The sequence below is a fragment of the Pseudomonas sp. GL93 genome, from assembly GCF_003408955.1.
Classification (GTDB): Bacteria; Pseudomonadota; Gammaproteobacteria; order Pseudomonadales; family Pseudomonadaceae; genus Aquipseudomonas; species Aquipseudomonas paracarnis.
Window position 1 is genome coordinate 191,395 of the sequence record NZ_NKRF01000129.1, and the last position, 26,728, is coordinate 218,122.

A 26,728-nucleotide genomic window follows, 5' to 3' on the forward strand; every position below is an offset into this window, starting at 1 on the left:
GGTCAGTCCGCCGTTTCGGCCAGCATTTTGCGTGCGGCGGCACCCACCTTGCGCACGGCCTCTTCAATCTGCGGCGTTGGCTTGGCAGCGTAGTTCATGCGCAAGCAGTTACGGTACTTGCCGGAGGCAGAGAAGATACTGCCCACCGCCACCTGTACGCCTTGTTCCACCAGCACGCGGTTGAGCTTCAAGGTGTCGAAGCCCTCCGGCAGCTCGATCCATAACATAAAGCTGCCCTGGGGCCGGCTGGCGCGCGTGCCAGCGGGGAAGTAGCGGCTGACCCAATCAAGCATCAAGTCGCGATTACGTTGGTATTGGGTGCGCATCCTACGTAAATGAGGCTCGAAATGACCGCCTTTGAGGAATTCGGCAATGGCAATCTGCGGCTGTGTGGCCGTAGAACCGGTGCTGATGTATTTCATGTGCAGCACCCGCTCCAGATAGCGTCCCGGTGCGACCCAACCAATGCGCAGGCCGGGCGCCAGCGTCTTGGAGAACGAGCTGCACAGCAGCACGCGGCCGTCTTCATCGAAGGATTTGATGGTGCGCGGGCGTGGGTAGCTGTAGGCCAGTTCGCCATACACATCGTCTTCGATAATCGCCACGTCAAAGCGTTGGGCCAGAGTCAGCAAGGCGCGCTTACGGGCTTCCGGCATGATATAGCCCAAGGGGTTGTTGCAGTTTGGGGTGAGTTGGATGACTTTGATCGGCCACTGTTCCAGCGCCAGTTCCAAGGCCTCCAGGCTGATGCCGGTGAGCGGGTCGGTGGGGATTTCCAGGGCTTTCATGCCCAGGCCCTTGAGGGTCTGCATGGCGCCGTGGAAGCTGGGCGAATCCACCGCGACGATATCGCCGGGCTCACAAATGGCGTGAATGCTGGCGGAGAGGGCTTCGTGGCAACCGGTGGTGATCACGATATCTTCGGCGCTCAGTTGGCAACCGGAGTCCAATGACAGCCGGGCGATTTGCTCACGCAACTCCATACAGCCGAGGATATTGTCGTAATACAGCCCCGGCAGGTCTTGGCGCCGGCTGACACGGGCGAGGCTACGCAGCAGCGGCTTCAAGGTGGGCGACAATACATCCGGCATGCCCCGGCCCATCTGTATCACATCTTTGCGCGGCACCGCACGAATCAGTTCCAGCACCAGGTCCCACTGGGAGATTTCCACTGGCCGTTGGGCCGGGCGGCCTATCTCGGGGAGTGCCGGCAGTTCACGGCCCACCGGAACAAAATAGCCCGACTTGGGCTTGGGCATCGCCAGGCCATTGTCTTCGAGCAACCGATACGCCTGCTGCACGGTGCTCAGGCTTACCCCATGTTCCACACTCAAGGCCCGCACCGAGGGCAGTCGATCGCCCGGACGATAGAAGCCCTGTTCAATGCGGGTGCCGAGCAATTCGGCGAGGTTGAGGTAAAGGGTCATGGTGGTCGCTCCCGATGGACCAGTACAGATAGGGGGAAAATACAGGATTCAGCCCCGCAGAGGCAGTATCTGTATGGATTTAATAAAAGTTGGCTGAATCTGTAATGCTTCTGGCCGCCCGCGCATGCTGATCACTCAAGGCAACAGGCCAATGAGGGGCAGTCAAATGAGCGGCATGAGCGATGTACGGCTGGCGTTACGCAGTCAGGAACTGGAAGCGGGGCAGGAGCCGGCGCTCACTGCCCCTGCACCTGGCCGCTGGAGTCTGTTCTGGCGCCGTCGTCATACGCGCAAGGCCCTGCTGGACCTGAGCCGCGAGCAGTTACGCGACATCGGGCTGACCGCCGAGCAGGCGCGCCATGAGGGTTTGAAACCCTTCTGGCGCGATTGATCAGAGCAGTTCTTTGAGGCGGTGCCAGAGCATTCCCAGGGCCAGCAACGGCGAACGCAGGGGGGTGCCGCCGGGGAAGGTGATGTGTGGCACTTGGGCAAACAGATCGAAGCGCCCCTGTTGCTGGCCGCTGATGGCTTCGGCCAACAGCTTGCCCGCCAGGTGCGTGGCGTTGAGGCCATGGCCGGCATAGGCCTGGGCGTAATACACGTTGGGTTGATCGGCCAGGCGGCCAATCTGCGGCAGGCGGTTGGCGCCGATGCCGATCATGCCGCCCCATTGGTAGTCGATTTTCACGTCAGCCAATTGGGGGAATACCTGCAGCATCTTCGGCCGCATGTAGGCGCCGATATCCTTGGGGTCTCGACCGGAGTAGTGGCAAGCGCCGCCGAACAACAGGCGACGGTCGGCGGACAGGCGGAAGTAATCCACCGTCACGCGCTGGTCACACACGGCCATGTTCTGCGGTAACAGGCTGGTGGCTTGCGCCTCGCTCAAGGGCTCGGTGGCAATGATGTAGCTGCCGGCGGGCAGCACCTTGCCGCTCAGTTGCGGGTTGAGCCCGTTCAGGTAGGCGTTGCAGGCCAGTACCAGGGTCTTGGCGCGCACAGTGCCTTGGGCGGTATGCACCTTGACCTCAGGGCCATAGTCGATGCGGGTCACTTGGGATTGCTCGTACAGCGCCACGCCCAACTGCTGGGCAGCGGCGGCCTCACCCAGTGCCAGGTTCAGCGGGTGCAGGTGGCCGGAACCCATATCGATCATGCCGCCTACATAGCGATCAGAGCCGATTACGGTCCCCATCTCGCTGGCTTGCAGCAGGCGCACTTCGTGGCGGTAACCCAGGCTGTGGAGCTCTTCGGCATCCTCGGCCAGGCCCTGCAGGTCGCGGGGTTTGTTGGCCAGGTCGCAGTAGCCCCAGGTCAGGTCACAGGGGATCTGGAAGCGCTCCACACGCTCGCGAACGATCTCCACGGCTTCCAGGCCCATCAGCTTGATCTGGCGCACGCCGTCGCTGCCGATCACCTGGGTGAACTGATCCAGCCCGTGGCCGACACCGCGAATCAACTGGCCGCCATTGCGCCCGCTGGCGCCCCAACCGATCTTGCGCGCCTCCAGCAACACCACGCGAAAGCCGCGCTCGGCCAATTCCAGGGCGGTGTTGAGCCCGGAGAACCCCCCGCCGATCACACACACATCGGCGTTCACCTGGCCCGTCAGCATCGGGTAATCCGGTTGCGGCACGCTGCTGGCGGCGTAGTAGGAAGCGGTGTGCCGGGCGCTGGCGGTCATGGGGAACCTCCCTGTCTGGAAAATTTGACGCAGGATACAGTGGTCGCACGACGCTGTCTGCGCGGGACGTTTTGCGTCAGAATCCACGTCTATTCGCCGTTCGGTATGGGTTTCGATGAGTTGCAACAGTCAGAAAATCAGCGCGCTGCGTCGCCAGATTCCTTCGTTCGAGTGCGTCCCCGGTTGCCACGACTGCTGTGGGCCGGTGACCACCTCGCCCGAGGAAATGTCGCGCCTGCCGCGCAAGACCGCCGCCGAGCAAGAGGCGGCGATGGACGAGCTGAACTGCGTGCACCTGGGCCCCAAGGGTTGCACGGTGTATGACGAGCGGCCGCTGATCTGTCGCCTGTTCGGCACCACCAAGACCTTGCCGTGCCCCAATGGCAGGCGGCCGGTGGAGCTGATTCATCCGCGGGTTGAAAAGCAGATTCATGAGTACATGGCGAGTACCCGGCAGGTGTTGGTCTAGCGGATGTACTCGGTTAAAACTGTGGGAGCTGGCTTGCCTGCGATAGCGGTGGATCAGCTAACGTCTATGCCTCTGAACCGACGCTATCGCAGGCAAGCCAGCTCCCACAGTTGACCGTGTTGTGTCAGTGGGTCAGTCAGGGATCGGCAGGTTCAGGCTCTCTTTCACCTCTTCCATCACGATATAGCTCTTGGATTCGCGCACATGGGGGAGTTTGAGCAGGATATCGCCCAGCAATTTGCGGTACGAAGCCATCTCCGAGATCCGCGCTTTCACCAGGTAGTCGAAATCACCCGACACCAGGTGGCATTCCAGCACATGGGGCAGTTTCAGCACGGCCCGGCGAAATTCTTCAAAGGTGTCACCCGACTTGTAATCCAGGCTGATCTCGACAAATACCAGCAAACTTCCCTTCAAATGCTGGGGATTGAGCCGTGCGTTGTAGCCCATGATGATCCCTTCGCGCTCCAGGCGCCGCACTCGCTCGGTGCAGGGCGTGGTGGACAGCCCGACCTTTTCCCCCAGCTCCGTGAACGAGATGCGCCCGTCGGTTTGCAGGATGCGCAGGATATTACGGTCGATCTTGTCCAGCTCCCGCTTGGTCTGGGTGTTGGTACGCATAGGGGATACGCCTCTGTCAAAAGGGTTTTTGCCAAGAATTGTCGCCAAATATAGGCATTTATATAGTGAAATGCACTGCCGATTGTTTTTTACACTGCGCTCATCATTGCTCGAATAACACACGTCAGCGGCCAAGCCCGCGATGAGGATATAAAAATGCGCGTTCTGGTCTTGGGTAGCGGCGTCATTGGGGTGACCAGTGCCTACTATTTGGCGCGGGCCGGCTTCGACGTTGTGGTGGTTGATCGTCAGCCTGCCGCTGCCATGGAAACCAGTTTCGCCAACGCCGGTCAGGTGTCCCCTGGCTACGCCTCGCCATGGGCCGCGCCAGGTGTGCCACTCAAGGCCATCAAATGGCTGCTTCAGCGCCACGCGCCGCTGGCGATCAAGGCCACTGCCGATATCGACCAATACCTGTGGATGGCGCAGATGCTGCGCAACTGCACGGCCAGCCGCTATGCGGTGAACAAGGAGCGCATGGTGCGCCTGTCCGAATACAGCCGCGACTGCCTCGACGAATTGCGCGCCGAGACCGGCATTGCCTACGAAGGCCGCAGCCTCGGGACTACCCAACTGTTCCGCACCCAGGCCCAGCTCGATGGCGCCGCCAAGGACATCGCCGTGCTGAAAGAGTCCGGCGTGCCGTTCGAATTACTCGACCGCGCCGGCATTGCCCGGGTTGAACCGGCCCTGGCCAGTGTCACGAATATCCTCGCCGGTGCCCTGCGCCTGCCCAACGACCAGACGGGCGATTGCCAGATGTTCACCACGCGCCTGGCCGAAATGTGCAAACAATTGGGCGTGGAATTCCGCTTCGAACAAGACATCCAGCGCCTGGACTACGCAGGCGACCGTATCAACGGTGTGCTGATCGACGGCAAGCTGGAAACCGCCGACCGCTATGTACTGGCCCTCGGCAGTTACTCGCCCAAGCTGCTCAAGCCATTGGGGATCAAGGCGCCGGTGTACCCGCTCAAAGGTTATTCGCTGACTGTGCCGATCACTAACCCGGCAATGGCGCCGACCTCGACCATTCTTGATGAGACCTACAAAGTTGCGATTACCCGTTTCGACAACCGTATTCGCGTCGGTGGCATGGCTGAAATAGCCGGTTTTGACCTGTCGCTGAACCCGCGGCGACGTGAAACCCTGGAGATGATCGTCAACGACCTTTATCCTCAGGGCGGCGATCTGGCCCAAGCCAGTTTCTGGACCGGCCTGCGCCCCACCACCCCGGACGGTACACCGATTGTGGGGGCCACGCCGTTCAAGAATCTGTTCCTGAACACAGGCCACGGTACCCTCGGTTGGACCATGGCCTGTGGTTCCGGTCGCTTGCTGGCCGACCTGATGGCGAAAAAAACGCCGCAGATCAGCGCCGCAGGTCTCGATATTTCCCGTTATGGCAACCACCAGGAGTCCGCACAACATGTCAATCCAGCGCCAGCTCACCAATGAGCGCATGAGCCAGATCGTTGTCCACAGCGGTACCGTGTACCTGGCAGGGCAGGTCGGCGACGACATGAGCGCCGGGATTGAGCAGCAGACCCGTGAAACCCTGGTCAATATCGAGCGCTTGCTGGACCTTGCCGGTACCGATAAGTCCAAGTTGCTGTCGGTAACGATCTACCTGAAGGACATCGACGCCGACTTCGCTGGCATGAACGCGGTATGGGACAAGTGGCTGCCTAAAGGCGTCGCCCCGGCCCGCGCCACGGTGCAAGCCAAGCTGTGCGAGCCCGAAATTCTGGTAGAGCTGTCTGTCGTGGCTGCGCTGCCTTAACAACCATCCCTCTCCCGGTGCCGACGTTGTTGGTCGGCACCGGTTTTTTATTGACTTTGCTGCCTAGAAGCCTGCCGCCATGCGTCCAGCCCGTGCCCTGATCGACCTCCAAGCCCTGCGCCATAACTACCAATTGGCCCGAGAAGTCACCGGGGCCAAGGCCCTTGCCGTGATCAAGGCCGATGCCTACGGCCATGGTGCGGTGCCTGTGGCCCAGGCACTGGAGGCGCAAGCCGACGGGTTTGCTGTGGCGTGCATCGAGGAAGCGCTGGAACTGCGCGCCGCCGGCATTCGTGCGCCGGTGTTGCTGCTGGAAGGTTTTTTCGAAGCCGACGAGTTGCCGCTGATCATCGAGCAGGATTTGTGGTGCGTGGTGCATTCTTTGTGGCAGTTGGAAGCCATCGAGCAAGCTCGTTTGAGCAAGCCGCTGACAGTGTGGCTGAAGCTGGACTCGGGCATGCACCGTGTGGGCCTGCACCCCAAGGATTACCAGGAGGCGTATCAGCGCCTGCTGGCTAGCGGCAAAGTGGCGAAAATCGTGTTGATGAGCCATTTTGCCCGCGCCGATGAGCTCGATTGCGTCAGCAGCAACGAACAGGTAACGGTGTTTGAGGCGGCGCGCCAGGGGTTGGCGGCTGAAGTCAGCCTGCGCAACTCACCATCTGTATTGGGCTGGCCGAGCGTGTCCAGCGACTGGGTGCGCCCCGGTATCATGCTTTACGGCGCAACGCCCTTTGGTGAAGACCAGGCCATTGCGGCGCGCTTGCAGCCGGTGATGACCCTGGAGTCCAAAGTGATCTGCGTGCGCGAATTGCCGGCCGGTGAGCCGGTGGGCTATGGCGCCAGGTTCGTCACGCCCAAGCCGATGCGCATCGGCGTGGTTGCCATGGGCTATGCCGACGGTTACCCGCGGCATGCGCCCACCGGCACACCGGTGCTGGTCGCTGGCCAGCGCAGCCGGCTGCTGGGGCGCGTTTCCATGGACATGCTGTGTGTCGACCTCACCGACTTGCCCCAGGCGGGCCTTGGTTCCATTGTGGAGCTGTGGGGCAAGCACATCCTCGCCAGTGATGTTGCTGTGGCCGCCGAGACCATTCCCTATCAGATTTTCTGCAATCTGCGCCGAGTGCCAAGGCTCTATAGCGGCGCTTAGCCGCCGGCAACGAACCGAGCAGGCCGGGATTTAGGCCCAAGTGTTGTAAATACTGAACGCTGTCGCCATGATAACGCTCAATTACAACAAAGCCTGAATCCTAGGAGGCTCCTGCATTGGACGTCGGCGAACGACTGCAATCCATCCGTAAACTCAAAGGTCTTTCCCAGCGTGAGCTCGCCAAGCGTGCGGGCGTCACCAACAGCACCATTTCGATGATCGAGAAAAACAGCGTCAGCCCCTCGATCAGCTCCCTGCGTAAGGTGTTGGGCGGTATCCCCATGTCCATGGTCGAGTTCTTCTCCGAAGAAGTCCTCCAGGAAATACCGACGCAGATCGTCTATAAAGCCAATGAGCTGATCGACATCTCCGACGGTGCCGTCACCATGAAACTGGTGGGCCGGGCGCGCCCAAGCCGGGCCATCGCATTTCTCAATGAAATCTACCCTCCGGGTGCCGACACGGGCGAAGAAATGCTCACTCATGAAGGCGAGGAAACCGGGATTCTGGTGGAAGGGCGCCTGGAATTGGTGGTCGGCCTTGAAACTTTTGTGCTCGAAGCGGGCGATAGCTACTACTTTGAAAGCACCAGGCCTCATCGTTTTCGCAATCCGTTCGACGTGCCGGCGCGACTAATCAGCGCAGCCACACCCGCGAACTTTTAAGAATAGAGGCGCCCTGCCAGCGTTGCAGAGGTTCCCGCAGCTGTACACCGTGAGGTCGAATCTCCCTTTATTTAATAGGGTTGTTTCGGCCGGGCGGGCTAACCGTTATACTTTCGCCGCCTGCGAAACCGTGGCCGCAGGCGTGAATAGCCACCATTGAGGGTGAACGCGTGAACCTAATTATGAAAATGCTGGCTGCACCAGCAACCGTACTGGCCCTATGGGCTGTCAGCGCTCAAGCTGCGACCAATGATGACATTGCCAAGCGCCTGGAGCCTGTGGGCCAGGTTTGCGTCCAGGGCCAGGAATGCAAGGGCATGGAAGTTGCCGTGGCAGCCGGCGGCGGCGGCGCGAAAACCCCCGATGAGATCATCGCCAAGCACTGTAACGCGTGCCACGGCAGCGGCCTTTTGGGTGCGCCAAAAATTGGCGACACCGCCGCATGGAAAGAACGCGCCGATCATCAAGGTGGCCTTGATGGCATCCTGGCCAAGGCCATCACCGGTATCAACGCCATGCCGCCCAAAGGCACGTGCGCTGATTGCTCGGACGACGACCTCAAAGGTGCGATCAAGAAGATGTCCGGGCTGTAATCGGTCGATCTTCGTCAAAAATGCCGCTTACGAGCGGCTTTTTTGTGCCCGAGATTCAGTATTCAGGCTGTTCATTGCAGCAAAGACCCGGCAAGCTCGGTCCAACCCCTAATTCATGGAATGTTCGGGAGCAGTCGGATGGTGCAGTTGTGTTCAATCGAGCAAGCAGTTGACGACGTACTGGAGCGCCTGCCGGCGCATATCCACATGGGCATGCCGCTGGGGCTGGGCAAGCCCAACCTGTTCGTCAACGCGCTGTACCGGCGCATCGCAAAGTTGCCCGAACGGGCGCTGACGCTCTATACCGCCTTGAGCCTGGGCCGGCCTACGCAGGGTGACGGTCTTCAAAAGCGCTTTATCGAACCTTTCATCGAACGGGTGTTTGGCGACTACCCCGAGCTGGATTTCCTCGCGGACCTGCACAAGGGCAGCCTGCCGAAGAATATCCGTGTGCAGCAATTCTTCATGCAGCCGGGCAGCCTGCTCCACAGCGCCGCGGCGCAGCAGGATTACGTCAGCAGCAACTACAGCCATGCGGCCCGCGACATCAATGCCGCCGGCCTGAACCTGGTGGCGCAATTGGTTGCCAGTAGCAGCGAGCATCCCGACCGCCTGAGCCTGAGCTGCAACCCGGATATCACCCTCGATCTGCTGCCCATGATCGCCAAGCGGCGCGCGGCCGGGGAGACCATCCTGGTCGTCGGCCAGGTCCATAGCGATTTGCCCTACATGCCTGGCGATGCCGAGTTGGGCATGGATGAGTTCGACTACCTGCTGGATGAAAAAGACAGCACCACGTTGTTCTCCACCCCGAATATGCCGGTGGGCTTTCAGGATCATTTTATCGGCCTGCATGCCAGCACCCTGGTGCGTGACGGCGGTACGTTGCAGATCGGCATCGGCTCCATGGGCGATGCCCTGACGGCTGCCTTGCTGGCGCGCCAGGCCGACAACGAAGCCTATCGCCTGTTGCTCACCGACTTGGATGTGTACCAGTGGGCGCCGTTGATCAGCCGCGAAGGCGGCGTCGAGCCGTTCGCCCGTGGCCTTTATGGTTGCAGCGAGATGTTCGTCAACGGCCTGCTGGTACTGGCCGATGCCGGGATCGTGCGGCGCAAGGTCTATCCGGATGTGGCGACCCAGACGCAGGCCAACGCGGGCACCCTGGACGACGCCGCGCAACCCGATGGCGTGTCGATCCATGGCGGTTTCTTCCTGGGGCCGCGCAGTTTTTACCAGCGCCTGCAGGAAATGACCCACGCCAAGCGCCAGGCATTCAACATGACCCGCATCAGCTACATCAACGAGCTGTACGGCCAGGAAGAACTCAAGCGCTTGCAGCGCCTGGATGCGCGGTTTATCAACAGCGCCATCATGGTCACCTTGCTCGGCGCGGGCGTGGCCGATCAGTTGGAAGACGGTCGCGTGCTCAGCGGTGTGGGTGGGCAATACAATTTCGTAGCCCAGGGGCATGCACTGGAAGGCGCACGCTCAATCCTGATTTTGCGCAGCTGGCGTGAGTCGGCTGGGGAGGTCAGTTCCAATATCGTCTGGGAGTATGGCCACTGCACCATTCCCCGGCACCTGCGCGATATCGTCATTACCGAATACGGCATTGCCGACTTGCGCGGTCAAACGGATGCCAAGGTGATCGAGGCGTTGCTGAACATCACTGACTCAAGGTTCCAGCACGACTTGATTGAGCAGGCGCAAAAGGCCGGCAAATTGCCCAAGGATTTTCAGCTGGATCCGCGTTTCGCCGACAACACGCCAGAGCGGCTTCAGGCGATTCAGGCCAGGCATGGTCGCCTGTTCCCGGAATACCCCCTGGGCAGCGACTTCACGGACGAAGAGCGGGATTTGCTACGAGCGCTGAACTGGCTCAAGAGCAAATTCAAGCTCACGGAGATTCTGGAGTTGGGCAAGGCGGCACTCGACGCGCCGGAGCCGGAGGCATTTGCCAAGCATTTGCAGCGCATGCGCTTGGATAAGCCGGAGGGCATCAAGGAAGACTTGTATCAACGCTTGCTCCTGGCCGGCCTGCAGGCCACTGCCCACTGACAGCCCAACGCAAAACCCCATGTGGGAGCAGGCAAGCCAGCTCCCACATAGTAATTACTCGATAAAGGTCACGACACCACCGGCCAGCGACTTCACCCGCGCCAGCGACTCAACCCGATAACCCTGCGCATCCAGTTCTGCACGCCCACCCTGGAACGACTTCTCGATCACAATGCCCAAGCCGGCTACGGTCGCGCCGGCCTGCTTGATGATCGAGATCAGCGCCTGGGACGCCTTGCCGTTGGCCAAAAAGTCATCGATCACCAGCACGCGGTCGCTGCTGGTCAGGTGGCGCGGGGAGATCGCCACGGTGCTTTCGGTTTTCTTGGTGAAGGAATACACCGTGGCCGACAACAGGTTTTCCGTGAGGGTCAACGACTGCTGCTTGCGCGCAAAGATCACCGGCACACCCAGGTTCAGCCCGGTCATGATGGCCGGGGCAATGCCCGAAGCTTCGATGGTGACGATCTTGGTGATGCCCGAATCTTTGAACAGTGCGGCGAACTCGTCGCCGATCAGTTTCATCAGTGCCGGGTCGATCTGGTGGTTCAAAAAGGCGTCAACCTTGAGGACCTGATCGGAAAGCACGATGCCTTCTTCGCGAATTTTCTTGTGCAGTGCTTCCACGGAAAGCTTCCTCTAATGGCGCGTTGTGCGCCGAAAGTAGATTAAAAAGTAGTCGATTCTAGCGCTTTAACATCGCGCGTATATCCGCCAAGGCGGTGTTGCCGCGAACGGCCTTCACCTCGGTGGGGGTGTCGTCATTGCCTTCCCAGGCCAGGTCATCTGGCGGCAGTTCATCCAGGAACCGGCTGGGGGCACAATCGATGATTTCACCGTATTGCTTGCGCTTGGCGGCAAAGGTGAAGGCCAGGGTCTGACGTGCGCGGGTAATGCCCACGTAGGCCAGGCGGCGTTCTTCCTCGATGGTGTCGGCTTCGATGCTGGAGCGGTGCGGGAGGATTTCCTCTTCCATGCCCATGATGAACACGTAGGGAAATTCCAGTCCCTTGGACGCATGCAAGGTCATCATCTGCACGCCTTCGGCACCGTCTTCCTCTTCTTGCTGGCGCTCGAGCATGTCGCGCAACACCAGCTTGCCGATGGCGTCCTCGACGGTCATCTCGCCGTCTTCGTCTTTTTCCAGGGTGTTCTTCAGCGCTTCAATCAGGAACCAGACGTTGCCCATGCGGTAATCCGCGGCCTTGTCGCTGGAACTGTTGGTGCGCAGCCAGTTTTCATAGTCGATGTCCATGACCATGCTGCGCAAGGCGCTGATTGGGTCTTCGCCGGCGCACTGCTCGCGCACCTTGTCCATGAAGCGCTTGAAGCGTGACAGGCGATCGGTGAAGCGCGTGTCCAGGTGTTCGCCCAGGCCGATTTCGTCGGTGGCAGCGTACATCGAGATCTTGCGTTCGGTGGCGTAGTTACCGAGCTTTTCCAGGGTGGTGGAGCCGATTTCCCGGCGTGGCACGTTGATAACGCGCAGGAAGGCGTTGTCGTCGTCCGGGTTCACGATCAGTCGGAAGTAGGCCATCAGGTCTTTGACTTCCTGGCGTCCGAAAAAGCTGTTGCCGCCCGACAGGCGATACGGCACTTGGTGATGCTGCAATTTCAGCTCGATCAGCTTGGCCTGGTAGTTGCCGCGATACAGGATCGCAAAGTCGCTGTAGGGCCGGTCGGTGCGCAAGTGCAGGCTGAGGATTTCCACGGCGACGCGCTCGGCTTCGGCGTCTTCGTTGCGGCAGCGGATCACACGGATCTCGTCGCCATGGCCCATCTCGCTCCACAGTTGTTTTTCAAACTCGTGGGGGTTGTTGGAGATCAGCACGTTGGCGCAACGCAGGATGCGGCTGGTGGAGCGGTAGTTCTGCTCCAGCATCACCACTTTCAAGGAGGGGTAGTCTTCCTTGAGCAGCATCAGGTTTTCCGGGCGGGCGCCGCGCCAGGCGTAGATCGACTGGTCATCGTCGCCCACCACGGTGAACTGGTTGCGCGTGCCGATCAGCAACTTCACCAGCAGGTATTGGCTGGCGTTGGTGTCCTGGTATTCGTCCACCAGCAGGTAGCGAACCTTGTTTTGCCACTTCTCCAGGATGTCCTTGTGCTCCTGGAACAGCTTGACCGGCAGCAGGATCAGGTCGTCGAAGTCCACGGCGTTGAACGCCTTGAGCGTGCGCTGGTAGTGGGTGTAGACGATGGCGGCGGTCTGCTCCTTGGGGTTGCGGGCAGCTTCCAGGGCTTCGGCGGGCAGGATCAGGTCGTTTTTCCAGGCGCCGATCATGTTCTTGATCTCGTCGACGCCGTCGTCGCCCGCGTATTCCTTTTGCATGATGTCGGTCATCAGGGCTTTGACGTCGGTCTCGTCGAAGATCGAGAAGCCCGGCTTGTAGCCCAGCCGCACATGCTCCTTGCGGATGATGTTCAGGCCCAGGTTGTGGAAAGTACACACGGTAAGGCCACGGCCTTCGCCACCCTTGAGCAGGGTGCCGACCCGCTCTTTCATTTCCCGCGCCGCCTTGTTGGTGAAAGTCATGGCGACGATGTACTGGGCGCGGATGCCGCAGTTCTGGATCAAGTGCGCGATCTTGCGCGTGATCACGCTGGTCTTGCCGGAGCCTGCACCGGCGAGCACCAATAGAGGGCCGCCGACGTAGTTCACGGCTTCTTGCTGCCGGGGATTGAGTCGGGACATACGGAATTTTAGGGGTCGTTGTTCAAAAGGGCGGGCATTTTAACAGGCTGGAAAGATTCTGCTGCCATAGAACGACGGTGTGACGTACCACTCGATCTAAATTTGCCGGTTTTGCTACTTTGCCGCAGGATGTGGAGGAATATCCGAGACTATTATTTACAGTCTGCGTATTTGATAACACCTATCATTTGTCATCCTTTGTCATTGTCAGGCCGCACGTCATAATGGCACCGCTAATGAAATTTTGCAGAGTCTAGGGAGTTAGCGTGTCTACGCCTGTCGAACCCTTGCGTTTGCTGCTGCTGGCCGATGAGCCCGAGTGGGCAGCGTTGTTGCGCGAGTGCCTGGCGCCGATGGGCGAAGGGGCTGTGCTGATCAGTGCGCCCAACTGGGACTCGGTAAGCCGCCTGTTCGATGACGACCAGGGTGCTGTGTTATTGACCACGCCCAGCCTGCAGCCCGGCCCCGGCCGGTGCAGCCTGCCGTGTGTATTGCTGCTGGAGCAGGAGCCACTGGTGTCGCCGCTGGGTGTCAGCGATTGGTTGGTGCTGGAGGCATTGGACGCCGACACATTGCGCCGCTGCCTGCGCCATGTGCGCGAGCGCGGCGTGCTGGAGAATACCTTGCAGCGCCTGGCCGAGCAGGACCCGCTCACCGGTATTGCCAACCGTCAGGGCTTCCAGACCTTGCTGGCCGCGCGCTTGGCGGACAACGACGGCCGCGGCCTGGCCCTCGGTCACCTGGACCTGGACAACTTTCGTCACGCCAACGATGCCCTCGGCCATCAGGCGGGCGACCGTTTGATCCTGCAAGTGGTATCGCGGCTCAAGAGCCAGCTCGAAGCCGGGGACCAACTGGCGCGCCTGGGCAGCGATGAGTTTGCCTTGTTGATCGATACCCGCCGGGCGCCCCAGCGCGCCGAGTGGATGGCTGAGCGCATCACCGAAGTGATGGCCGAGCCCTACTGGGTGGATGGCGAAAGCCTGTTGATCGGTTGCAGCCTGGGCATGGCTCATGCACGCGCCCGCGCCGGTGCCGACCCGTTGATGTGGCACGCCCATATCGCCATGCAGCAGGCCAAAAGTACCCAGGGTTGCACCTTCCATATCTTCAATGAACGCATCAACCGCAACGCCCGCAGCCTGGCCGACCTGGAAAGTGAACTGCGCCGGGCCTTGCGCCGCGATGAGTTGGAGTTGCATTACCAGCCGCGCCTGGACCTGGACGACGGCCATATCGTTGGCCTCGAAGCCCTGGTGCGCTGGCGCCACGGTGAGCGCGGCTTGTTGCCGCCCAGCGAATTCGTGCCGCTGGCCGAACAGAGTGGCCTGATCGTGCCATTGGGTTACTGGGTGATCTCCCGAGCCCTGCGCGACATGCAAGACCTGCGCGAACGCGGCCTGCCGCCACTGCACATGGCGGTCAACCTGTCGTTTCGCCAGTTCCAGGACAGTCAGTTGCTGTCTACCCTCAGCCGCCTGATTGCCGAGCGCGGCGTGGAAGCGCAATGGCTGGAGTTCGAATTGACCGAAACCGCCGTGATGCGCCGCAGCGACCTGGTCAAGCAGACCATGGACGCCCTTGGCCGGCTGGGTGTGCGGTTTTCCCTGGATGATTTTGGCACCGGTTTTTCGTCGTTTGTGCACCTCAACAGCCTGCCGATTGCCTTGTTGAAGATCGACAAGAGTTTTGTCGGCGGCATGGAAGAGCGCGAAGAAAACCGCAAGCTGGTGCACGCCATGATCAACCTGGCCCACAACCTCAACCTGGAAGTGGTCGCCGAAGGCGTGGAAACCCCTGAACAGCTTGAGCTTTTGCGCTTGTTTGGGTGCGACCAGGTCCAGGGTTACCTGATCAGCAAGCCGTTGCCGTTGCCGGAGTTGGTGGAATACCTGATGTTTGGGCAAAGCCAGCAGGCGCTGTTGGGTTGAGCTTTGTAAACCCGGTCAAGTGTGGGAGCTGGCTTGCCTGCGATAGCGGTGTGCCGGGCTAATAATTTTTAACTGAGCGACCGTCATCGCAGGCAAGCCAGCTCCCACATGGGCCGCGTGCACTCGCTAGTCAGGCAGGGCCGCTCGGAGTCCGACATCAGCATCCGGCTCCTGCCGAATCATCCGCTTCATCTTCGCCTCAAATGCCCAGGTCAGGCTCACCGCCGCGCACGCCAGGCCCAGTGCCAGTCCCCACCAGACGCCTGTTGGCCCCCAGCCCAGGGTGAACGCCATCAACCAGGCCGACGGTGCGCCAATCAGCCAATAGCAACCCAGCCCCACCAGGAAGGTGGTCTTGGCGTCCTTCAAGCCACGGATACACCCCATGGCGATGGTCTGCACACCGTCGAACAATTCAAACCAGGCGGCGACGGCCAGCAGGCTCACCGCCAGGACGATGACGTCATGGAACGCCGGGTCGTCATGGTCTAGGAACAATCCTATTAGTGGGTCGGAAAACAGCCACAGTACCGCCGCAAACCCCAGCATCACCATGGCCCCGAATCCTATGCCGACTCGTCCGGCCAAGCGTGCCTGCAGCAACTGCCCGGCGCCGTAATGCTGGCCGATGCGCATGGTCACCGCGTAGGACATCCCCGCCGGCACCATGAAGGCCACCGAGACAATCTGCAGGGCGATCTGGTGCGCCGCCAACTGCGTGCTGCCCATGGTGCCCATGCACAACGCCGCAAAGGCAAACAGCCCGACCTCTACCGCATAGGTGCCGCCAATCGGCAGGCCCAGGCGCCACAGCTCGCGCAGGTAGTGGGTATTCAGGCGCAGCAGGCCGGTGCCCAGCGGGTAGGCGGCGTAGGCGCGGTTGCTGCGGATGTACCACATCAATGCCAACGCCATGCCATTGGCGACGATGGCGGTCACCAGGCCGATGCCCATCAGGCCCAGTTTCGGTAGGCCGAACATGCCTTCGATCAACGCATGGTTGAGCAGGTAGTTGACCACGGTACCGCACAGGCTGATCACCATCACCGGAGTGGCCTTGCCGATGGCGCTGGTAAAGCCGCGCAGGGCCATGAAGCTCAGGTAGCCGGGCAGGGCAAAGGGTAGGATCGTCAGGAATTGCCCGGCTGCTTGCACGTTGGTTTCGGTCTGGCCGAACATCAGCAGTACCGGCTTCAAGTTCCATAACAGCAACGCCGCCGCCAGCGCCATCAACCACGCCAGCCACAGCCCGGCCTGGGTCAGGCGGGTGGCGCCGTCGATATCGCCCGCGCCATGGCGAATGGCGACCAGGGTGCCCACGGCTGCGATCACGCCGATGCAGAAAATCGCCACGAACGAATAGCTCGCCGCGCCCAGGCCGCCGCCCGCCAAGGCCTCGGGGCTCAGGCGCGCCATCATCAGGGTGTCGGTCAGCACCATCAGCATGTGCGCCAACTGTGAGGCAATCAACGGCCCCGATAGCCGCAGAATGGCCCAGAGTTCGGTACGTGCCGGATGTTGCATGATCATCACACTCGAATGGTCAGGAAGGTGGGGAAGGGTTGATTCTCGGCGCATTCAGCGCATTGCACAAAAGGATAAAAGCGATCATTGGCATGATTAAAACTCATGCATGAGTGATTCTGGTAGGGTTTCCAGATTGCGCAGTCGGAGCTTTCAGCATGTCTCGTCGTCTTCCTCCTCTTTATGCCTTGCGGGCATTTGAAGCCGCCTCCCGCCACCACTCGTTTACCCGCGCGGCTGAGGAATTGTCGATTACCCAAAGTGCGATCAGCCGGCATATCCGTACGCTCGAAGATTATTTCGCCTGCCGATTATTCCAGCGCAGCGGTCGCACGTTGCAGCTCACGGAAGCGGCGCGTTTGTTGCTGCCTGGCGTACGGGAAGGCTTCGCTGCCCTGGAGCGTGCTTGCCATACCTTGAATGCCGAAGATGACATCCTGCGTATGAAGGCGCCGTCCACCTTGACCATGCGCTGGCTGCTGGCGAGGCTGAGTCGCTTCCGGGCCTTGCAGCCGGGCAATGAGGTGCAGCTCACCAGTGCGTGGATGAGCATCGATGAAGTGGACTTCAATCAAGAACCGTTCGACTGTGCGGTTTTGCTCAGCAACGGGCACTTTCCGGCGGACTGGGAGGCCAGTTATCTGTTTGCGGAAATGCTGATCCCTGTGGGAGCCCCCAATCTGTTGGACGACGGTCCCTGGGACGTGACGCGGCTGGCAACCGCCGAACTGCTGCACCCGACCCCGGACCGCCGCGACTGGCGTTACTGGCTGCAGCGCATGGGGCTGTCGTCTCACGTTTCACTCAAGGGTGGGCAGGTGTTCGACACGCTCGAGCTGGGCATGATCGCCGCCGCCCGAGGCTATGGCGTCTCCATGGGTGACTTGTTGATGGTGGCCGAAGACGTGGCACAGGGACGCTTGAGCCTGCCGTGGCCTACGGCGGTCGCCAGTGGGGAAAGCTACTACCTGGTGTGGCCGAAAACCCGCCCGGGTGGCGAACGTTTGCGACGGCTGGCGGAATTTCTTCAGGGTGAAGTCAAGGCGATGGAATTGCCCCAAGTCGAACGCCTCGATTAACGGGGGGCGGGCCGTTGGTGCAATCGTTTGCGGGATACCCCTGTGTTTCGCTCAAGTATTGCCAAATGCCGCCGAAGAAAGGTGTTGGAACCATCGTGCACTACCGTTTCCCACTCGATAATTTGCCGAGCAGCGCTATGAGATCAGGATGATCCTGGCCTCGGCCAGGAGCTGTCATGTCTCAACCCCGTGCCCGGATTGCCTCCCAGTTAGGCCTTGCACTCGCCGTGATTCTGGCTGTCGTGATCAGCGGCAGTACGGTCTTTGCCCTGCGTACCCTCGACTCCGCCAACCTCGCCACCCGCGAGGAACACCTGGCCAGCGAGGCGCGTCTGCTCGCCGACCAACTCAACACCTTCCACAGCACGTTGCGCGAAAGCACCCAGCGTTTGAGCGGGCTGTTTGAAAAGCGCTTCGGCGCCGGCTTGAGTGTGCGTACGGACCAGCCCGTGGCCGTGGCCGGCGTGCAGACGCCAAGCCTCTACCTGGGCAACGAGGTGCTGAACAACAACTTCGAAGAGGTGGATGAGTTCAAGCAGATGTCCGGCGGCGTGGCCACGGTATTCGTGCGCAGCGGCGACGACTTTATCCGCGTCAGCACCTCCCTGACCAAGCAGGATGGCAATCGCGCCATTGGCACCGTGCTCGACCGTCAGGGCGCGGCCTACCAGCGCGTTGTGAGCGGCCAGACCTACATCGGCCGTGCCGTGTTGTTCGACCGCTCCTACATGACCCAATACAGCCCCGTACGTGACAGCAGTGGGCAGGTCATCGCCGTGCTGTTCATCGGTTTCGATTACACCGATGCCCAGAACGCCCAGTTTGAAAACCTCAAGCGCTTCCGCATCGGCCAGACGGGCTCCCTCGCGCTGCTGGATGAGCAAAAGCACTGGCTGGTGCCGCCGGCTGGCGTGCAAGCGCCGGATCAGGCGATTGCGGTGATGCTCGACCTGGCGAAAAAACCGGGTGCAGGCCGCTTCTGGAGCGACAAGAACGAAGATTTCTATAGCGTCTCGGTGCCGTTCGAAGGCGGCCCTTGGGCGGTGGTAGCGAGCATGCCCAAGGCTGAGATTCGCGCAGTGACCTGGGAAGTCGGCATCCGCCTGGTGATCGGCAGCGTGCTGGCGATGTTGCTGGCAGTGGGCGCCACGGTGTGGCTGTTGCGCAGCAAGCTGGCGCCATTGAGCGAACTGGTGCGCCAGGCCCAGGCCCTGGGCGCGGGCGATTTGAGTGCGCGCCTCAACGTGTCCAGCCATGATGAGATCGGCCAGTTGGCGCGCAGTTTCAACCAGATGGGTGAAGCGCTGTCGACCATGGTATCGCATATCCGTACCGCCGCTGAACAGGTCAACAGCCGCGCACAGGCGCTGTCGGGCTTGTCCGGTGGGGCCTATGAAGGCATGGAGCAGCAGTCCGGCGAGATCACCAGCATGGCCGGCGCGGTGGAAGAGTTCAGTGCTACCTCGCTGAATATTGCCGACAACATGGGCAACACCGAGCGCCTGGCTCAAGAGAATGCTCAACAAACCCGTATCGGCCGCACCTCGATGCAAGAAGCGTCATCGTCCCTGGAGCATATCGCCACTGCGCTGAACAGCACCGCGGCAGTGATCAACACCCTGGGCCAGCGTTCCCAGGAAATCGGGGGGATCGTCGGTGTGATTACCGCCATCGCCGAACAGACCAACCTGCTGGCGCTCAACGCTGCCATCGAAGCCGCCCGCGCTGGTGAGCAAGGCCGTGGTTTTGCCGTGGTCGCCGACGAAGTGCGCAACCTGGCTTCGCGCACCCGCCAGGCCACCGATGAAATCTCCGGCATGATCCAGAGCATCCAGCAGGAAACCGGCAACGCCATCAGCACCATGGAACACGGCAATGCGCTGATGCAGGAAGGCCTGTCGCGCAACGCCGACGTGGCCTCGGCCCTGGCGCGTATCGACGAGCAAAGCCGCTCGGCCGGCCAGCAATTCGCTGCGATCACCACCGCTACCCAGGAGCAGAGCAGCACCGCGACCTTGCTCAGCAGCAACCTACAGAGCATTGCGCTGGCCAACAGCGAGCAGCGTGAAGTGGTGTCCAACCTGGCGGTTACCGCCAAGGAACTGGAGACCTTGGCGGCAGGCTTGCGCCATGAGGTGGATCGGTTTCGTTGAGGCTCAGGGCTCCCCAAGCCCTGGGTCTACGCGCTTGCCAATGTCCTTGAGCCGCGCCAGTTGGTCGACCATACCTGGCGCTTCATCCATGCTGGTCACAAAGGTCCACAGGTAAGTCATCACCGCGTAGATGTGGCCAGCCTTGACCGCTGGGGACAAGGCCAACTGGCTGATCGCGACCACAAACAGCAAAGCTGCGAGCGTACCGAGAAACAGGTACGCCGCAGCCTCGCGGTCTGAAAGCCAGATGCGCAGGCGTGACAGCACCTGGTAGTGACGTCGCAGGGTCGGCGCGCCGACTTTTTCGACCAGACCAATTTCTTTCTCCAGGCGGTTATTCAGGCGCTCGTGTAGTTCCTGATTGCGCTGTGCAAAGCGTGGCAACAAGGTGATGCACAGCAGCAGCGCGGCCAGGCAGGCCATGCCTACCCACGGCTCAATCACGATCAGCATTACTGCAGCGCCCACGATCGATACCAACGCAGTGGCGATGATTGGCACGTGCTTTTCAAAGAAGTCGACAAATTCCCGTGCCAGCACCACCCGTGCCGCCGATTTCGAGGTGCTGTGGTTCTGTTGGCGCTGGTTGAGGATGACCGGCACCGCAAGGTCGGCGTAAATGCGCGTGAACGTGCGGGTATCCAGCGCTCGCCGTGCCGCCCCGACCACCCAGAACGCCATGACCACGGCGGCATAGAACAACGCACTGGTGGCATCGCCGCGGATAATCGAGTCCACCGCGAACCCGGCAAACAGTGGGTAAGCCAACAACAGCGCGTTCTCCAGCGCCACCAGCGACAAGGTGCAAGACAGCTTGCCGGGATAGGCTTTGGCAATAGCCTTGAGGGTTTGGCTGGCAGACTGCTGGCCGATTTTCTTGCTTTCTTCGATCAGAATTTGTGGGGTGACGGATGTCATGGGTGCACCAGAGGAGTAATAGACGCTATTATTGAGCGACTGCTCAAGTATCCTTGAGCGATCGCTCAAAAAGCAAGCGCCGCTTATCCGCTTTTGCTCGAAGGAATTGCCCATGTCGCGTACCGACCGTAAAGACCAGATCATCGCCGCCGCCCTGGAGCTGTTTCGCAGCAAGGGTTTCGCCGATGTATCCACCCGTGACCTCGCCGAACATGCCGGCTTGTCGCGCAGTCATGTCTATCACTACTTCAGCGACTGGAATGAACTGCGCCGTGAAGCCTTCGTACGCTTTGCCAATGAGCAACTGGATGAAGTGCGCGAGCCGTTGGCCGATGCGCCACCGCTGGAGGCGCTCGTGGGTTTTTTGCGCGACTGCCTGCCCAGCACCGCTGATGCCGGCTGGGCGCTGTGGCTTGACGCCTGGGACGAGGCCATGCACGACGCGCAAATGGCTCAGGCTTATCTGGTGATCAACGCCCAATGGCAAAGCATGCTTGCCGAGGTGATCGAGCGGGGCGTTGCCGATGGCGTCTTTCGCTGCGAGTCGTCTCAACGCGTTGCACGGCAGATCTTCGCCCTGGCGATGGGCTATGCCGATGACCTGATGCTCAAGCCTTCCGCAGAGTCCGCAGAAGCGGTGCTGCAAGAAGTGTTGGAAGTGGCGAGGCTGCTGCTGGATTTTGCCTGACAAGTGCTAGCCATTTGCGGCTGGTCGGTACTGCAAGGCCTCCGCCAAATGATGGCGGGCGATGCCTTCCACTTGCTCAAGGTCCGCCAGGGTGCGAGCCACCTTGAGCAATCGATGGGCTGCGCGCAGTGATAATGTCAGCCGCTCACACGCGTTTTCCAGCCAGCTTTCATCGGCTTTGGCCAACTGGCAGTGCTCGCGCAGCCGTGGCAGATCGAGGAACGCATTGGCACAACCCTGGCGCTGGTGCTGGCGTTCACGGGCTTGCGCCACCTGAGCGGACGCTTGCGCGGTGGTGTCACCGACTTGTTGGGCGGGGCTCAACGCAGTGACCTCCCGCGCGACTGTCAGGTGCAAATCAATCCGGTCCAGCAGCGGCCCGGAGAGCTTGTTGCGATAGCGTTGAATTTGTTCCGGCGTACACCGACAACGCCCACTGGGTTCGCCCATGTAGCCGCAAGGGCAGGGGTTCATCGCCGCGACCAGTTGAAAGCGCGCCGGGAAACTCACCCGGTCTCGGGCGCGGGAGATCACGATATGCCCCGACTCCAATGGCTCGCGCAGCACCTCCAGTACCTTGCGGTCAAACTCTGGCAGTTCATCCAGGAACAACACCCCGTGATGGGCCAGGGTGATTTCCCCCGGTTGTGGCTTCGAGCCGCCACCCACCAGCGCCGGCCCGGATGCCGAGTGGTGTGGCTGACGGAACGGGCGGTTAGGCCAATGACTCAGAGGGGCCAGGCTGACTACGGATTGGATAGCGGCCACTTCAAGTGCTTCCTGCTCGCTCAACGGCGGCAGCAAGCCCGGCAGCCGGCTGGCCAGTAACGTCTTGCCGGTGCCCGGTGGCCCACTGAACAACAGGTTATGCGCGCCCGCCGCCGCGATCAGCAATGCTCGCTTGGCCGCGAGTTGGCCCTGTACTTCACTCAGGTCCGGGTAAGGCTTGTTCAGGTACAGCAAGCCGTCGGACCTGTAGGGCTCAATCGGTACGTGCCCATTCAGGTGCGCCACTACTTGCAGCAAGTGGTCCACCGCAATCACCTTCAGCCCCGACGCCAGGCACGCCTCCTCGGCGTTGGCGCGTGGCACTATCACGGTGCGCCCGGCCTTGCGCGCCGCCAGCGCGGCCGGCAATACCCCCTTCACCGCGCGTACCTCGCCGGACAACGCCAATTCCCCAAGGCATTCCACGTCATCGAGCATCAAGGCCGGCACCTGCACACTGGCCGCCAGGATGCCCAGGGCAATCGCCAGATCAAAACGCCCGCCGTCCTTGGGCAGGTCGGCAGGCGCGAGATTGAGCGTGATGCGCCGGGCCGGATATTGCAGCGCCGAGTTGAGGATGGCACTGCGCACGCGGTCCTTGCTTTCCTTCACTGCGGTTTCGGGCAAACCCACCAACGTGAGAGACGGCAGGCCATTGGCCATATGCACTTCGACAGTGACGGCTGGGGCTTCTACACCGACCTGGGCGCGGCTGTGGACGATGGCGAGGGACATGCTCGTTCCTTGAATGGGAGGGCCGCTTCCTGCGGTTTTTTCAAGGGTAGACGAGGCTGGATGGAGCGGGACGGGCGAGGTTTTACAGAACGTATCCGGGCGGCAACGCAAAACAAATGTGGGAGCAGGCAAGCCAGCTCCCACACTAACCGTGTTTATTCAGCAGAGGATGGCGCCAACCGTGCTTCAAGGTCAGCCACCTTCGCCTCCAGGCTCTCCAGCCGCGCACGTGTGCGGGCCAGCACCACCATCTGGCTGTCAAACTCTTCCCGGCTGACTAGGTCGAGCTTGCTGAAACCACTCTGTAGCAAAGCCTTGAACTGGCTTTCGATTTCATTGCGGGGCAGCGGGGTGTCGCCGCTGAACAGGCGAGAGGCGTGGCCGCTCAGGGCGTCGAGGAAGTCTTTGGGCGCGAGCATTGGACATATTCCGGAAAACAGTTGGGCGCCAGTGTATCACGCAGCGTCTATAGTCATTTTCACGCTCTGCTGCGCACGGTTTTCGCGCATTGGGGCGGGCGGCCGCGCACTGTTTTGATGCGCAATGCTGCCGCGCAGGCGCCCCCTAGGTGGGCACAAGCGGGCAATGGATTGATTTCAGTGGTTTTTACGGAGCTGGCAAGGTTTCTGCTTAGACGATCATGACCCATGCACTGATGCAGTCGCTGTGACGAATGCAGTGCGCCGACGGATCCGGGGTACAGGGCTCGTCACCAGTGGTTCGCTGGCGTCGCGACGGCAAATGCCGAGGCGACGATGCGTTACAAAGCCAGGCACTGCGCTTAGACTTGAGACGGGTTTGTTTTCCTGGGGCAAGTCCACCAAATTCGGGAGAGAGTTTTCATGAAGCTAGTCACTGCCATCATCAAGCCGTTCAAGTTGGACGATGTTCGCGAGTCACTGTCCGAGATCGGCGTGCAGGGCATTACCGTTACTGAGGTCAAGGGCTTCGGTCGGCAGAAGGGTCATACCGAGCTGTATCGCGGCGCGGAATACGTGGTCGATTTCCTGCCGAAGGTGAAGATCGATGTCGCCATTGACGACAAGGATCTTGACCGGGTTATCGAGGCGATAACCAAGGCGGCCAACACCGGCAAGATCGGTGACGGCAAGATCTTCGTGGTCAATCTGGAACAGGCTATTCGCATCCGTACCGGCGAAACCGATACCGACGCAATCTAAGCCGCCAAACCCCAACGCCCCAGGAGAAAACAATATGACTCTGCGTAAATTCGCAGGGCTCGGAGCCCTGCTGTCCATCGTAATGCCAAGCCTGGCCATGGCGGCAGATGAAGTGGCTGCTCCAGTCCTCAATTCGGGCGACACCGCCTGGATGCTCACTGCCACCGCGCTGGTGCTGTTCATGACCATCCCTGGCCTGGCGCTGTTCTACGGCGGCATGGTCCGCTCCAAGAACATTCTGTCGGTGATGATGCAGTGCTTCGCCATCACTGGCCTGATCAGCATCCTCTGGGTCGTCTACGGCTACAGCATCGCGTTCGATACCACCGGTATGGAGCAAGGCGTGGTCAACTTCAATTCCTTCTTCGGCGGCATGGGCAAGGCGTTCCTGGCGGGTGTCACCCCGGCCAGCATCACCGGGCCGGCGGCGCTGTTTCCGGAAGCCGTGTTCATCACCTTCCAGATGACCTTTGCCATCATTACTCCGGCGCTGATTGTTGGTGCTTTTGCTGAGCGTATGAAGTTCTCCGCGATGCTGATCTTCATGGCTATCTGGTTCACCCTGGTCTATGCGCCGATTGCGCACATGGTCTGGAGCGGCAACGGCGGCCTGATGTGGGACTGGGGCGTGCTGGACTTCGCTGGCGGCACCGTTGTGCACATCAACGCGGGTGTGGCTGGCCTGGTGGCGTGCATTGTGCTCGGCAAGCGCAAAGGCTTTCCGACCACCCCGATGGCCCCGCATAACCTGGGCTATACCCTGGTGGGCGCGGCTATGCTGTGGATCGGTTGGTTTGGCTTCAACGCCGGTTCCGCCGCGGCGGCCAACGGCACCGCGGGCATGGCGATGCTGGTGACTCAGATCGCCACCGCAGCTGCGGCCCTGGGCTGGATGTTTGCCGAGTGGATCACCCACGGCAAGCCCAGCGCACTGGGTATCGCCTCGGGCGTGGTCGCCGGCCTCGTCGCCGTGACGCCAGCGGCGGGCACCGTGGGCCCGATGGGCGCCCTGGTGATTGGCCTGGTCGCCGGTGTGGTGTGCTTCTTCTGTGCTACCAGCCTCAAGCGCAAGCTGGGTTATGACGACTCCCTGGACGCTTTCGGCGTGCACGGTATCGGCGGCATCGTCGGTGCGATCCTTACCGGTGTGTTCGCTGCCCCGGCGCTGGGCGGCTTCGGCACCGTGACCGACATCGCGGCCCAAGTCTGGATCCAGTGCAAAGGCGTGGGCTTCACCGTGATCTACACGGCGATCGTGACCTACGTCATCCTCAAGGTGCTCGACATGGTCATGGGCCTGCGTGTCACCGAGGAAGAAGAGGCGGTTGGCCTCGACCTGGCGCAACACAACGAGCGCGGCTACAACTTGTAACTACGCGAAAAAAACATGCCCGGCTTGCCGGGCATTTTTTTGTCTGGTGTTTGTCTTTGGCTAAAGGTGTATGGGTTTTTTATCAACTTTGTGATGGGATCCACACGGCACTTTTCAGAGTGCAAATGTCTTACAGGCATGAAGGCGTATTCGGCACTTTGTTTTTTCCCAGAGCGCGCTAGAATGCGCGCCGATGGGCGGAGAACTGTATGTGGCAACAGACCCTGATTACCCTGCGGGCCAAGCCCCGGGGCTTTCACTTGGTAACGGACGAGTTGCTTGCCGGCTTGCCTGAGTTGAAGGCGTGCCGTGTGGGCCTGTTGCATCTGTGGCTGCAGCACACCTCGGCCTCGTTGACCGTCAACGAGAATGCCGACCCGGCGGTTCGCCGTGACTTCGAGCGTTTTTTCAACCTGCTGGTGCCACAGGGTCGCGCAGGGTTTGAACATAACGACGAAGGTCCGGATGATCTGCCGGCGCACTTCAAGGCCAGTCTGCTGGGCTGCCAGTTGAGTTTGCCGGTCAAGGCCGGCCGCTTGGCGATAGGGACCTGGCAAGGTGTTTATCTGGGCGAGCACCGTGATCATGGCGGTGCTCGTAAAGTCCTCGCCACCTTGCACGGTGAAGGGGCGTAAGCCACTGGTTATCTGGTGGATGTTGATTTTTTTCCGGCGACCTCGACAGAGGGTGAAGCTGGGCTATAACTAATCTGCTTTTCGCAAGTCATGAGGTAGAACATGAGCGACGATGATCTGGAACAAGACGACCTCGAAGTAGGCGATGAAGACGACACCGAAGAAGGTCTTGAAGTAGCGGCCGAAGACGTTGCTGACGACGCCGATGACAGTGTGGGCGATGACGCGGCTCCCAAAGCCAAAGGCAAAGCCAAGGCGGCTGTTTCGGTAGACGAATTGCCGAGCGTTGAAGCCAAGAACAAAGAGCGCGATGCCCTGGCCCGTGCGATGGAAGAGTTCCTCGCTAAAGGCGGCAAAGTGCAGGAAGTCGAGGCCAACGTGGTGGCTGATCCACCGAAGAAGCCGGATAACAAGTACGGCAGCCGACCTATCTGAGGTCTGCCTCCTGCTTGTAAGAAAAAGCCCGCCGTCGCTGCGGGCTTTTTCATGCCTGGTGTCCCGTCCTGAATAAGGTTTACGCCTTCTGACCTATCTTCAGGAGGAGTCAATGGATTCAGGCAAAAGGCGGAGCCAGCGTGACTACACGCTAGCCT

General features: G+C 60.8%; 25 protein-coding genes. 16 read left to right on the forward strand and 9 right to left on the reverse strand.

What is annotated here, in order from left to right:
• Window positions 1-2: 2 nt before the first annotated feature.
• Entirely contained in the window at window positions 3-1,427 is a 1,425-nt protein-coding gene (locus CER19_RS26545; protein WP_116668551.1) for a PLP-dependent aminotransferase family protein, read from the reverse strand.
• A gap of 166 nt (window positions 1,428-1,593) precedes the next feature.
• Here CER19_RS26545 and CER19_RS26550 point away from each other — a divergent pair, with 166 nt between their 5' ends.
• Window positions 1,594-1,818 carry a DUF1127 domain-containing protein gene (locus CER19_RS26550; protein ID WP_116668552.1) on the forward strand — a complete coding sequence of 75 codons (225 nt, stop codon included), beginning with the start codon at window positions 1,594-1,596 and terminating at the stop codon, window positions 1,816-1,818.
• On the opposite strand, the gene CER19_RS26555 is transcribed toward CER19_RS26550, so the two are convergent.
• On the reverse strand, window positions 1,819-3,111 hold the full coding sequence (locus CER19_RS26555) for an FAD-binding oxidoreductase (protein ID WP_116668553.1): 1,293 nt from the start codon (window positions 3,109-3,111) through the stop codon (window positions 1,819-1,821).
• A gap of 115 nt (window positions 3,112-3,226) precedes the next feature.
• Between CER19_RS26555 and CER19_RS26560 the strand changes: the two genes are divergently transcribed.
• Window positions 3,227-3,580: a YkgJ family cysteine cluster protein gene (locus tag CER19_RS26560; protein ID WP_003195461.1), complete on the forward strand. Its 354-nt coding sequence runs from the start codon at window positions 3,227-3,229 to the stop codon at window positions 3,578-3,580.
• A 132-nt stretch (window positions 3,581-3,712) separates the two neighbouring features.
• On the opposite strand, the gene CER19_RS26565 is transcribed toward CER19_RS26560, so the two are convergent.
• Window positions 3,713-4,201 (reverse strand): Lrp/AsnC ligand binding domain-containing protein, encoded by a 489-nt coding sequence (locus CER19_RS26565; protein ID WP_003176896.1) that lies wholly within the window; start codon window positions 4,199-4,201, stop codon window positions 3,713-3,715.
• Between the two features lie 156 nt (window positions 4,202-4,357).
• On the opposite strand from CER19_RS26565, the gene dadA reads away from it, so the two are divergent.
• From dadA to CER19_RS26595, 6 genes are all read left to right on the forward strand, one after another.
• Complete coding sequence (gene dadA, locus CER19_RS26570) at window positions 4,358-5,659, forward strand: D-amino acid dehydrogenase (protein ID WP_116668554.1); 1,302 nt, start codon at window positions 4,358-4,360, stop codon at window positions 5,657-5,659.
• A complete protein-coding gene (locus CER19_RS26575; protein WP_057710571.1) occupies window positions 5,631-5,984 on the forward strand; it encodes a RidA family protein in 354 nt (117 codons plus the stop codon). The genes dadA and CER19_RS26575 overlap by 29 nt, the downstream gene beginning before the upstream one ends.
• A 79-nt stretch (window positions 5,985-6,063) precedes the next feature.
• Entirely contained in the window at window positions 6,064-7,137 is a 1,074-nt protein-coding gene (gene alr / locus CER19_RS26580; protein ID WP_116668555.1) for an alanine racemase, read from the forward strand.
• Between the two features lie 116 nt (window positions 7,138-7,253).
• Window positions 7,254-7,802, forward strand: coding sequence for a cupin domain-containing protein (locus CER19_RS26585; RefSeq protein ID WP_014720470.1), 549 nt, complete (start codon window positions 7,254-7,256; stop codon window positions 7,800-7,802).
• Between the two features lie 182 nt (window positions 7,803-7,984).
• A complete protein-coding gene (locus CER19_RS26590; protein ID WP_034129081.1) occupies window positions 7,985-8,395 on the forward strand; it encodes a cytochrome c5 family protein in 411 nt (136 codons plus the stop codon).
• 138 nt (window positions 8,396-8,533) lie between these two features.
• Window positions 8,534-10,456, forward strand: a complete 1,923-nt coding sequence (locus CER19_RS26595) for an acetyl-CoA hydrolase/transferase C-terminal domain-containing protein (protein ID WP_116668556.1) — start codon at window positions 8,534-8,536, stop codon at window positions 10,454-10,456.
• A 54-nt stretch (window positions 10,457-10,510) separates the two neighbouring features.
• Here the strand turns inward: CER19_RS26595 and CER19_RS26600 are convergent, their stop codons facing one another.
• Together CER19_RS26600 and rep are read right to left on the reverse strand one after the other, a co-directional pair.
• Entirely contained in the window at window positions 10,511-11,083 is a 573-nt protein-coding gene (locus CER19_RS26600) for a xanthine phosphoribosyltransferase (RefSeq protein ID WP_003195447.1), read from the reverse strand.
• Window positions 11,084-11,141: 58 nt separating this feature from the next.
• The gene (rep, locus tag CER19_RS26605; RefSeq protein WP_003195444.1) at window positions 11,142-13,151 is read right to left on the reverse strand and encodes a DNA helicase Rep; all 2,010 of its coding nucleotides are present in this window, start codon (window positions 13,149-13,151) and stop codon (window positions 11,142-11,144) included.
• A 266-nt stretch (window positions 13,152-13,417) separates the two neighbouring features.
• Here rep and CER19_RS26610 point away from each other — a divergent pair, with 266 nt between their 5' ends.
• On the forward strand, window positions 13,418-15,082 hold the full coding sequence (locus CER19_RS26610; protein ID WP_116668557.1) for a bifunctional diguanylate cyclase/phosphodiesterase: 1,665 nt from the start codon (window positions 13,418-13,420) through the stop codon (window positions 15,080-15,082).
• A gap of 126 nt (window positions 15,083-15,208) precedes the next feature.
• On the opposite strand, the gene CER19_RS26615 is transcribed toward CER19_RS26610, so the two are convergent.
• Window positions 15,209-16,612 (reverse strand): NorM family multidrug efflux MATE transporter, encoded by a 1,404-nt coding sequence (locus tag CER19_RS26615; protein ID WP_034134054.1) that lies wholly within the window; start codon window positions 16,610-16,612, stop codon window positions 15,209-15,211.
• Between the two features lie 152 nt (window positions 16,613-16,764).
• Between CER19_RS26615 and CER19_RS26620 the strand changes: the two genes are divergently transcribed.
• Together CER19_RS26620 and CER19_RS26625 are read left to right on the forward strand one after the other, a co-directional pair.
• A complete protein-coding gene (locus CER19_RS26620; RefSeq protein ID WP_014720465.1) occupies window positions 16,765-17,685 on the forward strand; it encodes a LysR substrate-binding domain-containing protein in 921 nt (306 codons plus the stop codon).
• 176 nt (window positions 17,686-17,861) lie between these two features.
• The gene (locus tag CER19_RS26625) at window positions 17,862-19,838 is read left to right on the forward strand and encodes a methyl-accepting chemotaxis protein (RefSeq protein WP_116668558.1); all 1,977 of its coding nucleotides are present in this window, start codon (window positions 17,862-17,864) and stop codon (window positions 19,836-19,838) included.
• A 3-nt stretch (window positions 19,839-19,841) separates the two neighbouring features.
• Here the strand turns inward: CER19_RS26625 and CER19_RS26630 are convergent, their stop codons facing one another.
• The gene (locus CER19_RS26630; protein WP_178088137.1) at window positions 19,842-20,756 is read right to left on the reverse strand and encodes an ABC transporter six-transmembrane domain-containing protein; all 915 of its coding nucleotides are present in this window, start codon (window positions 20,754-20,756) and stop codon (window positions 19,842-19,844) included.
• Window positions 20,757-20,868: 112 nt separating this feature from the next.
• Between CER19_RS26630 and CER19_RS26635 the strand changes: the two genes are divergently transcribed.
• The gene (locus CER19_RS26635) at window positions 20,869-21,444 is read left to right on the forward strand and encodes a TetR/AcrR family transcriptional regulator (RefSeq protein WP_116668559.1); all 576 of its coding nucleotides are present in this window, start codon (window positions 20,869-20,871) and stop codon (window positions 21,442-21,444) included.
• Between the two features lie 6 nt (window positions 21,445-21,450).
• Here CER19_RS26635 and CER19_RS26640 read toward each other — a convergent pair whose 3' ends face one another.
• Window positions 21,451-22,947: a YifB family Mg chelatase-like AAA ATPase gene (locus CER19_RS26640; RefSeq protein WP_116668560.1), complete on the reverse strand. Its 1,497-nt coding sequence runs from the start codon at window positions 22,945-22,947 to the stop codon at window positions 21,451-21,453.
• Between the two features lie 155 nt (window positions 22,948-23,102).
• Window positions 23,103-23,366, reverse strand: coding sequence for an accessory factor UbiK family protein (locus CER19_RS26645; protein WP_116668561.1), 264 nt, complete (start codon window positions 23,364-23,366; stop codon window positions 23,103-23,105).
• A gap of 423 nt (window positions 23,367-23,789) precedes the next feature.
• Between CER19_RS26645 and glnK the strand changes: the two genes are divergently transcribed.
• The 4 genes from glnK (at window position 23,790) to sutA (ending at window position 26,570) form a co-directional block, all read left to right on the forward strand.
• Window positions 23,790-24,128: a P-II family nitrogen regulator gene (gene glnK / locus CER19_RS26650; RefSeq protein WP_002555808.1), complete on the forward strand. Its 339-nt coding sequence runs from the start codon at window positions 23,790-23,792 to the stop codon at window positions 24,126-24,128.
• Between the two features lie 34 nt (window positions 24,129-24,162).
• Complete coding sequence (locus CER19_RS26655) at window positions 24,163-25,500, forward strand: ammonium transporter (RefSeq protein ID WP_020302863.1); 1,338 nt, start codon at window positions 24,163-24,165, stop codon at window positions 25,498-25,500.
• A gap of 209 nt (window positions 25,501-25,709) precedes the next feature.
• Complete coding sequence (locus CER19_RS26660) at window positions 25,710-26,135, forward strand: secondary thiamine-phosphate synthase enzyme YjbQ (RefSeq protein ID WP_003195429.1); 426 nt, start codon at window positions 25,710-25,712, stop codon at window positions 26,133-26,135.
• A gap of 102 nt (window positions 26,136-26,237) precedes the next feature.
• Window positions 26,238-26,570 carry a transcriptional regulator SutA gene (gene sutA / locus CER19_RS26665; RefSeq protein WP_073526145.1) on the forward strand — a complete coding sequence of 111 codons (333 nt, stop codon included), beginning with the start codon at window positions 26,238-26,240 and terminating at the stop codon, window positions 26,568-26,570.
• The last annotated feature ends 158 nt before the right edge of the window (window positions 26,571-26,728 follow it).

Bases quoted from the DNA above. Each gene is read 5' to 3' on its own strand.
- sutA (WP_073526145.1), top strand. From the start codon at position 26,238: ATGAGCGACGATGATCTGGAACAAGACGACCTCGAAGTAGGCGATGAA.
- CER19_RS26560 (WP_003195461.1), top strand. From the start codon at position 3,227: ATGAGTTGCAACAGTCAGAAAATCAGCGCGCTGCGTCGCCAGATTCCT.
- CER19_RS26640 (WP_116668560.1), bottom strand. From the start codon at position 22,947: ATGTCCCTCGCCATCGTCCACAGCCGCGCCCAGGTCGGTGTAGAAGCC.
- CER19_RS26595 (WP_116668556.1), top strand. From the start codon at position 8,534: ATGGTGCAGTTGTGTTCAATCGAGCAAGCAGTTGACGACGTACTGGAG.
- CER19_RS26615 (WP_034134054.1), bottom strand. From the start codon at position 16,612: ATGATCATGCAACATCCGGCACGTACCGAACTCTGGGCCATTCTGCGG.
- CER19_RS26620 (WP_014720465.1), top strand. From the start codon at position 16,765: ATGTCTCGTCGTCTTCCTCCTCTTTATGCCTTGCGGGCATTTGAAGCC.
- CER19_RS26590 (WP_034129081.1), top strand. From the start codon at position 7,985: ATGAAAATGCTGGCTGCACCAGCAACCGTACTGGCCCTATGGGCTGTC.
- CER19_RS26660 (WP_003195429.1), top strand. From the start codon at position 25,710: ATGTGGCAACAGACCCTGATTACCCTGCGGGCCAAGCCCCGGGGCTTT.
- CER19_RS26575 (WP_057710571.1), top strand. From the start codon at position 5,631: ATGTCAATCCAGCGCCAGCTCACCAATGAGCGCATGAGCCAGATCGTT.
- CER19_RS26565 (WP_003176896.1), bottom strand. From the start codon at position 4,201: ATGCGTACCAACACCCAGACCAAGCGGGAGCTGGACAAGATCGACCGT.
- CER19_RS26625 (WP_116668558.1), top strand. From the start codon at position 17,862: ATGTCTCAACCCCGTGCCCGGATTGCCTCCCAGTTAGGCCTTGCACTC.
- CER19_RS26630 (WP_178088137.1), bottom strand. From the start codon at position 20,756: ATGACATCCGTCACCCCACAAATTCTGATCGAAGAAAGCAAGAAAATC.
- CER19_RS26635 (WP_116668559.1), top strand. From the start codon at position 20,869: ATGTCGCGTACCGACCGTAAAGACCAGATCATCGCCGCCGCCCTGGAG.
- CER19_RS26545 (WP_116668551.1), bottom strand. From the start codon at position 1,427: ATGACCCTTTACCTCAACCTCGCCGAATTGCTCGGCACCCGCATTGAA.
- CER19_RS26550 (WP_116668552.1), top strand. From the start codon at position 1,594: ATGAGCGGCATGAGCGATGTACGGCTGGCGTTACGCAGTCAGGAACTG.
- rep (WP_003195444.1), bottom strand. From the start codon at position 13,151: ATGTCCCGACTCAATCCCCGGCAGCAAGAAGCCGTGAACTACGTCGGC.
- CER19_RS26655 (WP_020302863.1), top strand. From the start codon at position 24,163: ATGACTCTGCGTAAATTCGCAGGGCTCGGAGCCCTGCTGTCCATCGTA.
- CER19_RS26645 (WP_116668561.1), bottom strand. From the start codon at position 23,366: ATGCTCGCGCCCAAAGACTTCCTCGACGCCCTGAGCGGCCACGCCTCT.
- glnK (WP_002555808.1), top strand. From the start codon at position 23,790: ATGAAGCTAGTCACTGCCATCATCAAGCCGTTCAAGTTGGACGATGTT.
- alr (WP_116668555.1), top strand. From the start codon at position 6,064: ATGCGTCCAGCCCGTGCCCTGATCGACCTCCAAGCCCTGCGCCATAAC.
- dadA (WP_116668554.1), top strand. From the start codon at position 4,358: ATGCGCGTTCTGGTCTTGGGTAGCGGCGTCATTGGGGTGACCAGTGCC.
- CER19_RS26555 (WP_116668553.1), bottom strand. From the start codon at position 3,111: ATGACCGCCAGCGCCCGGCACACCGCTTCCTACTACGCCGCCAGCAGC.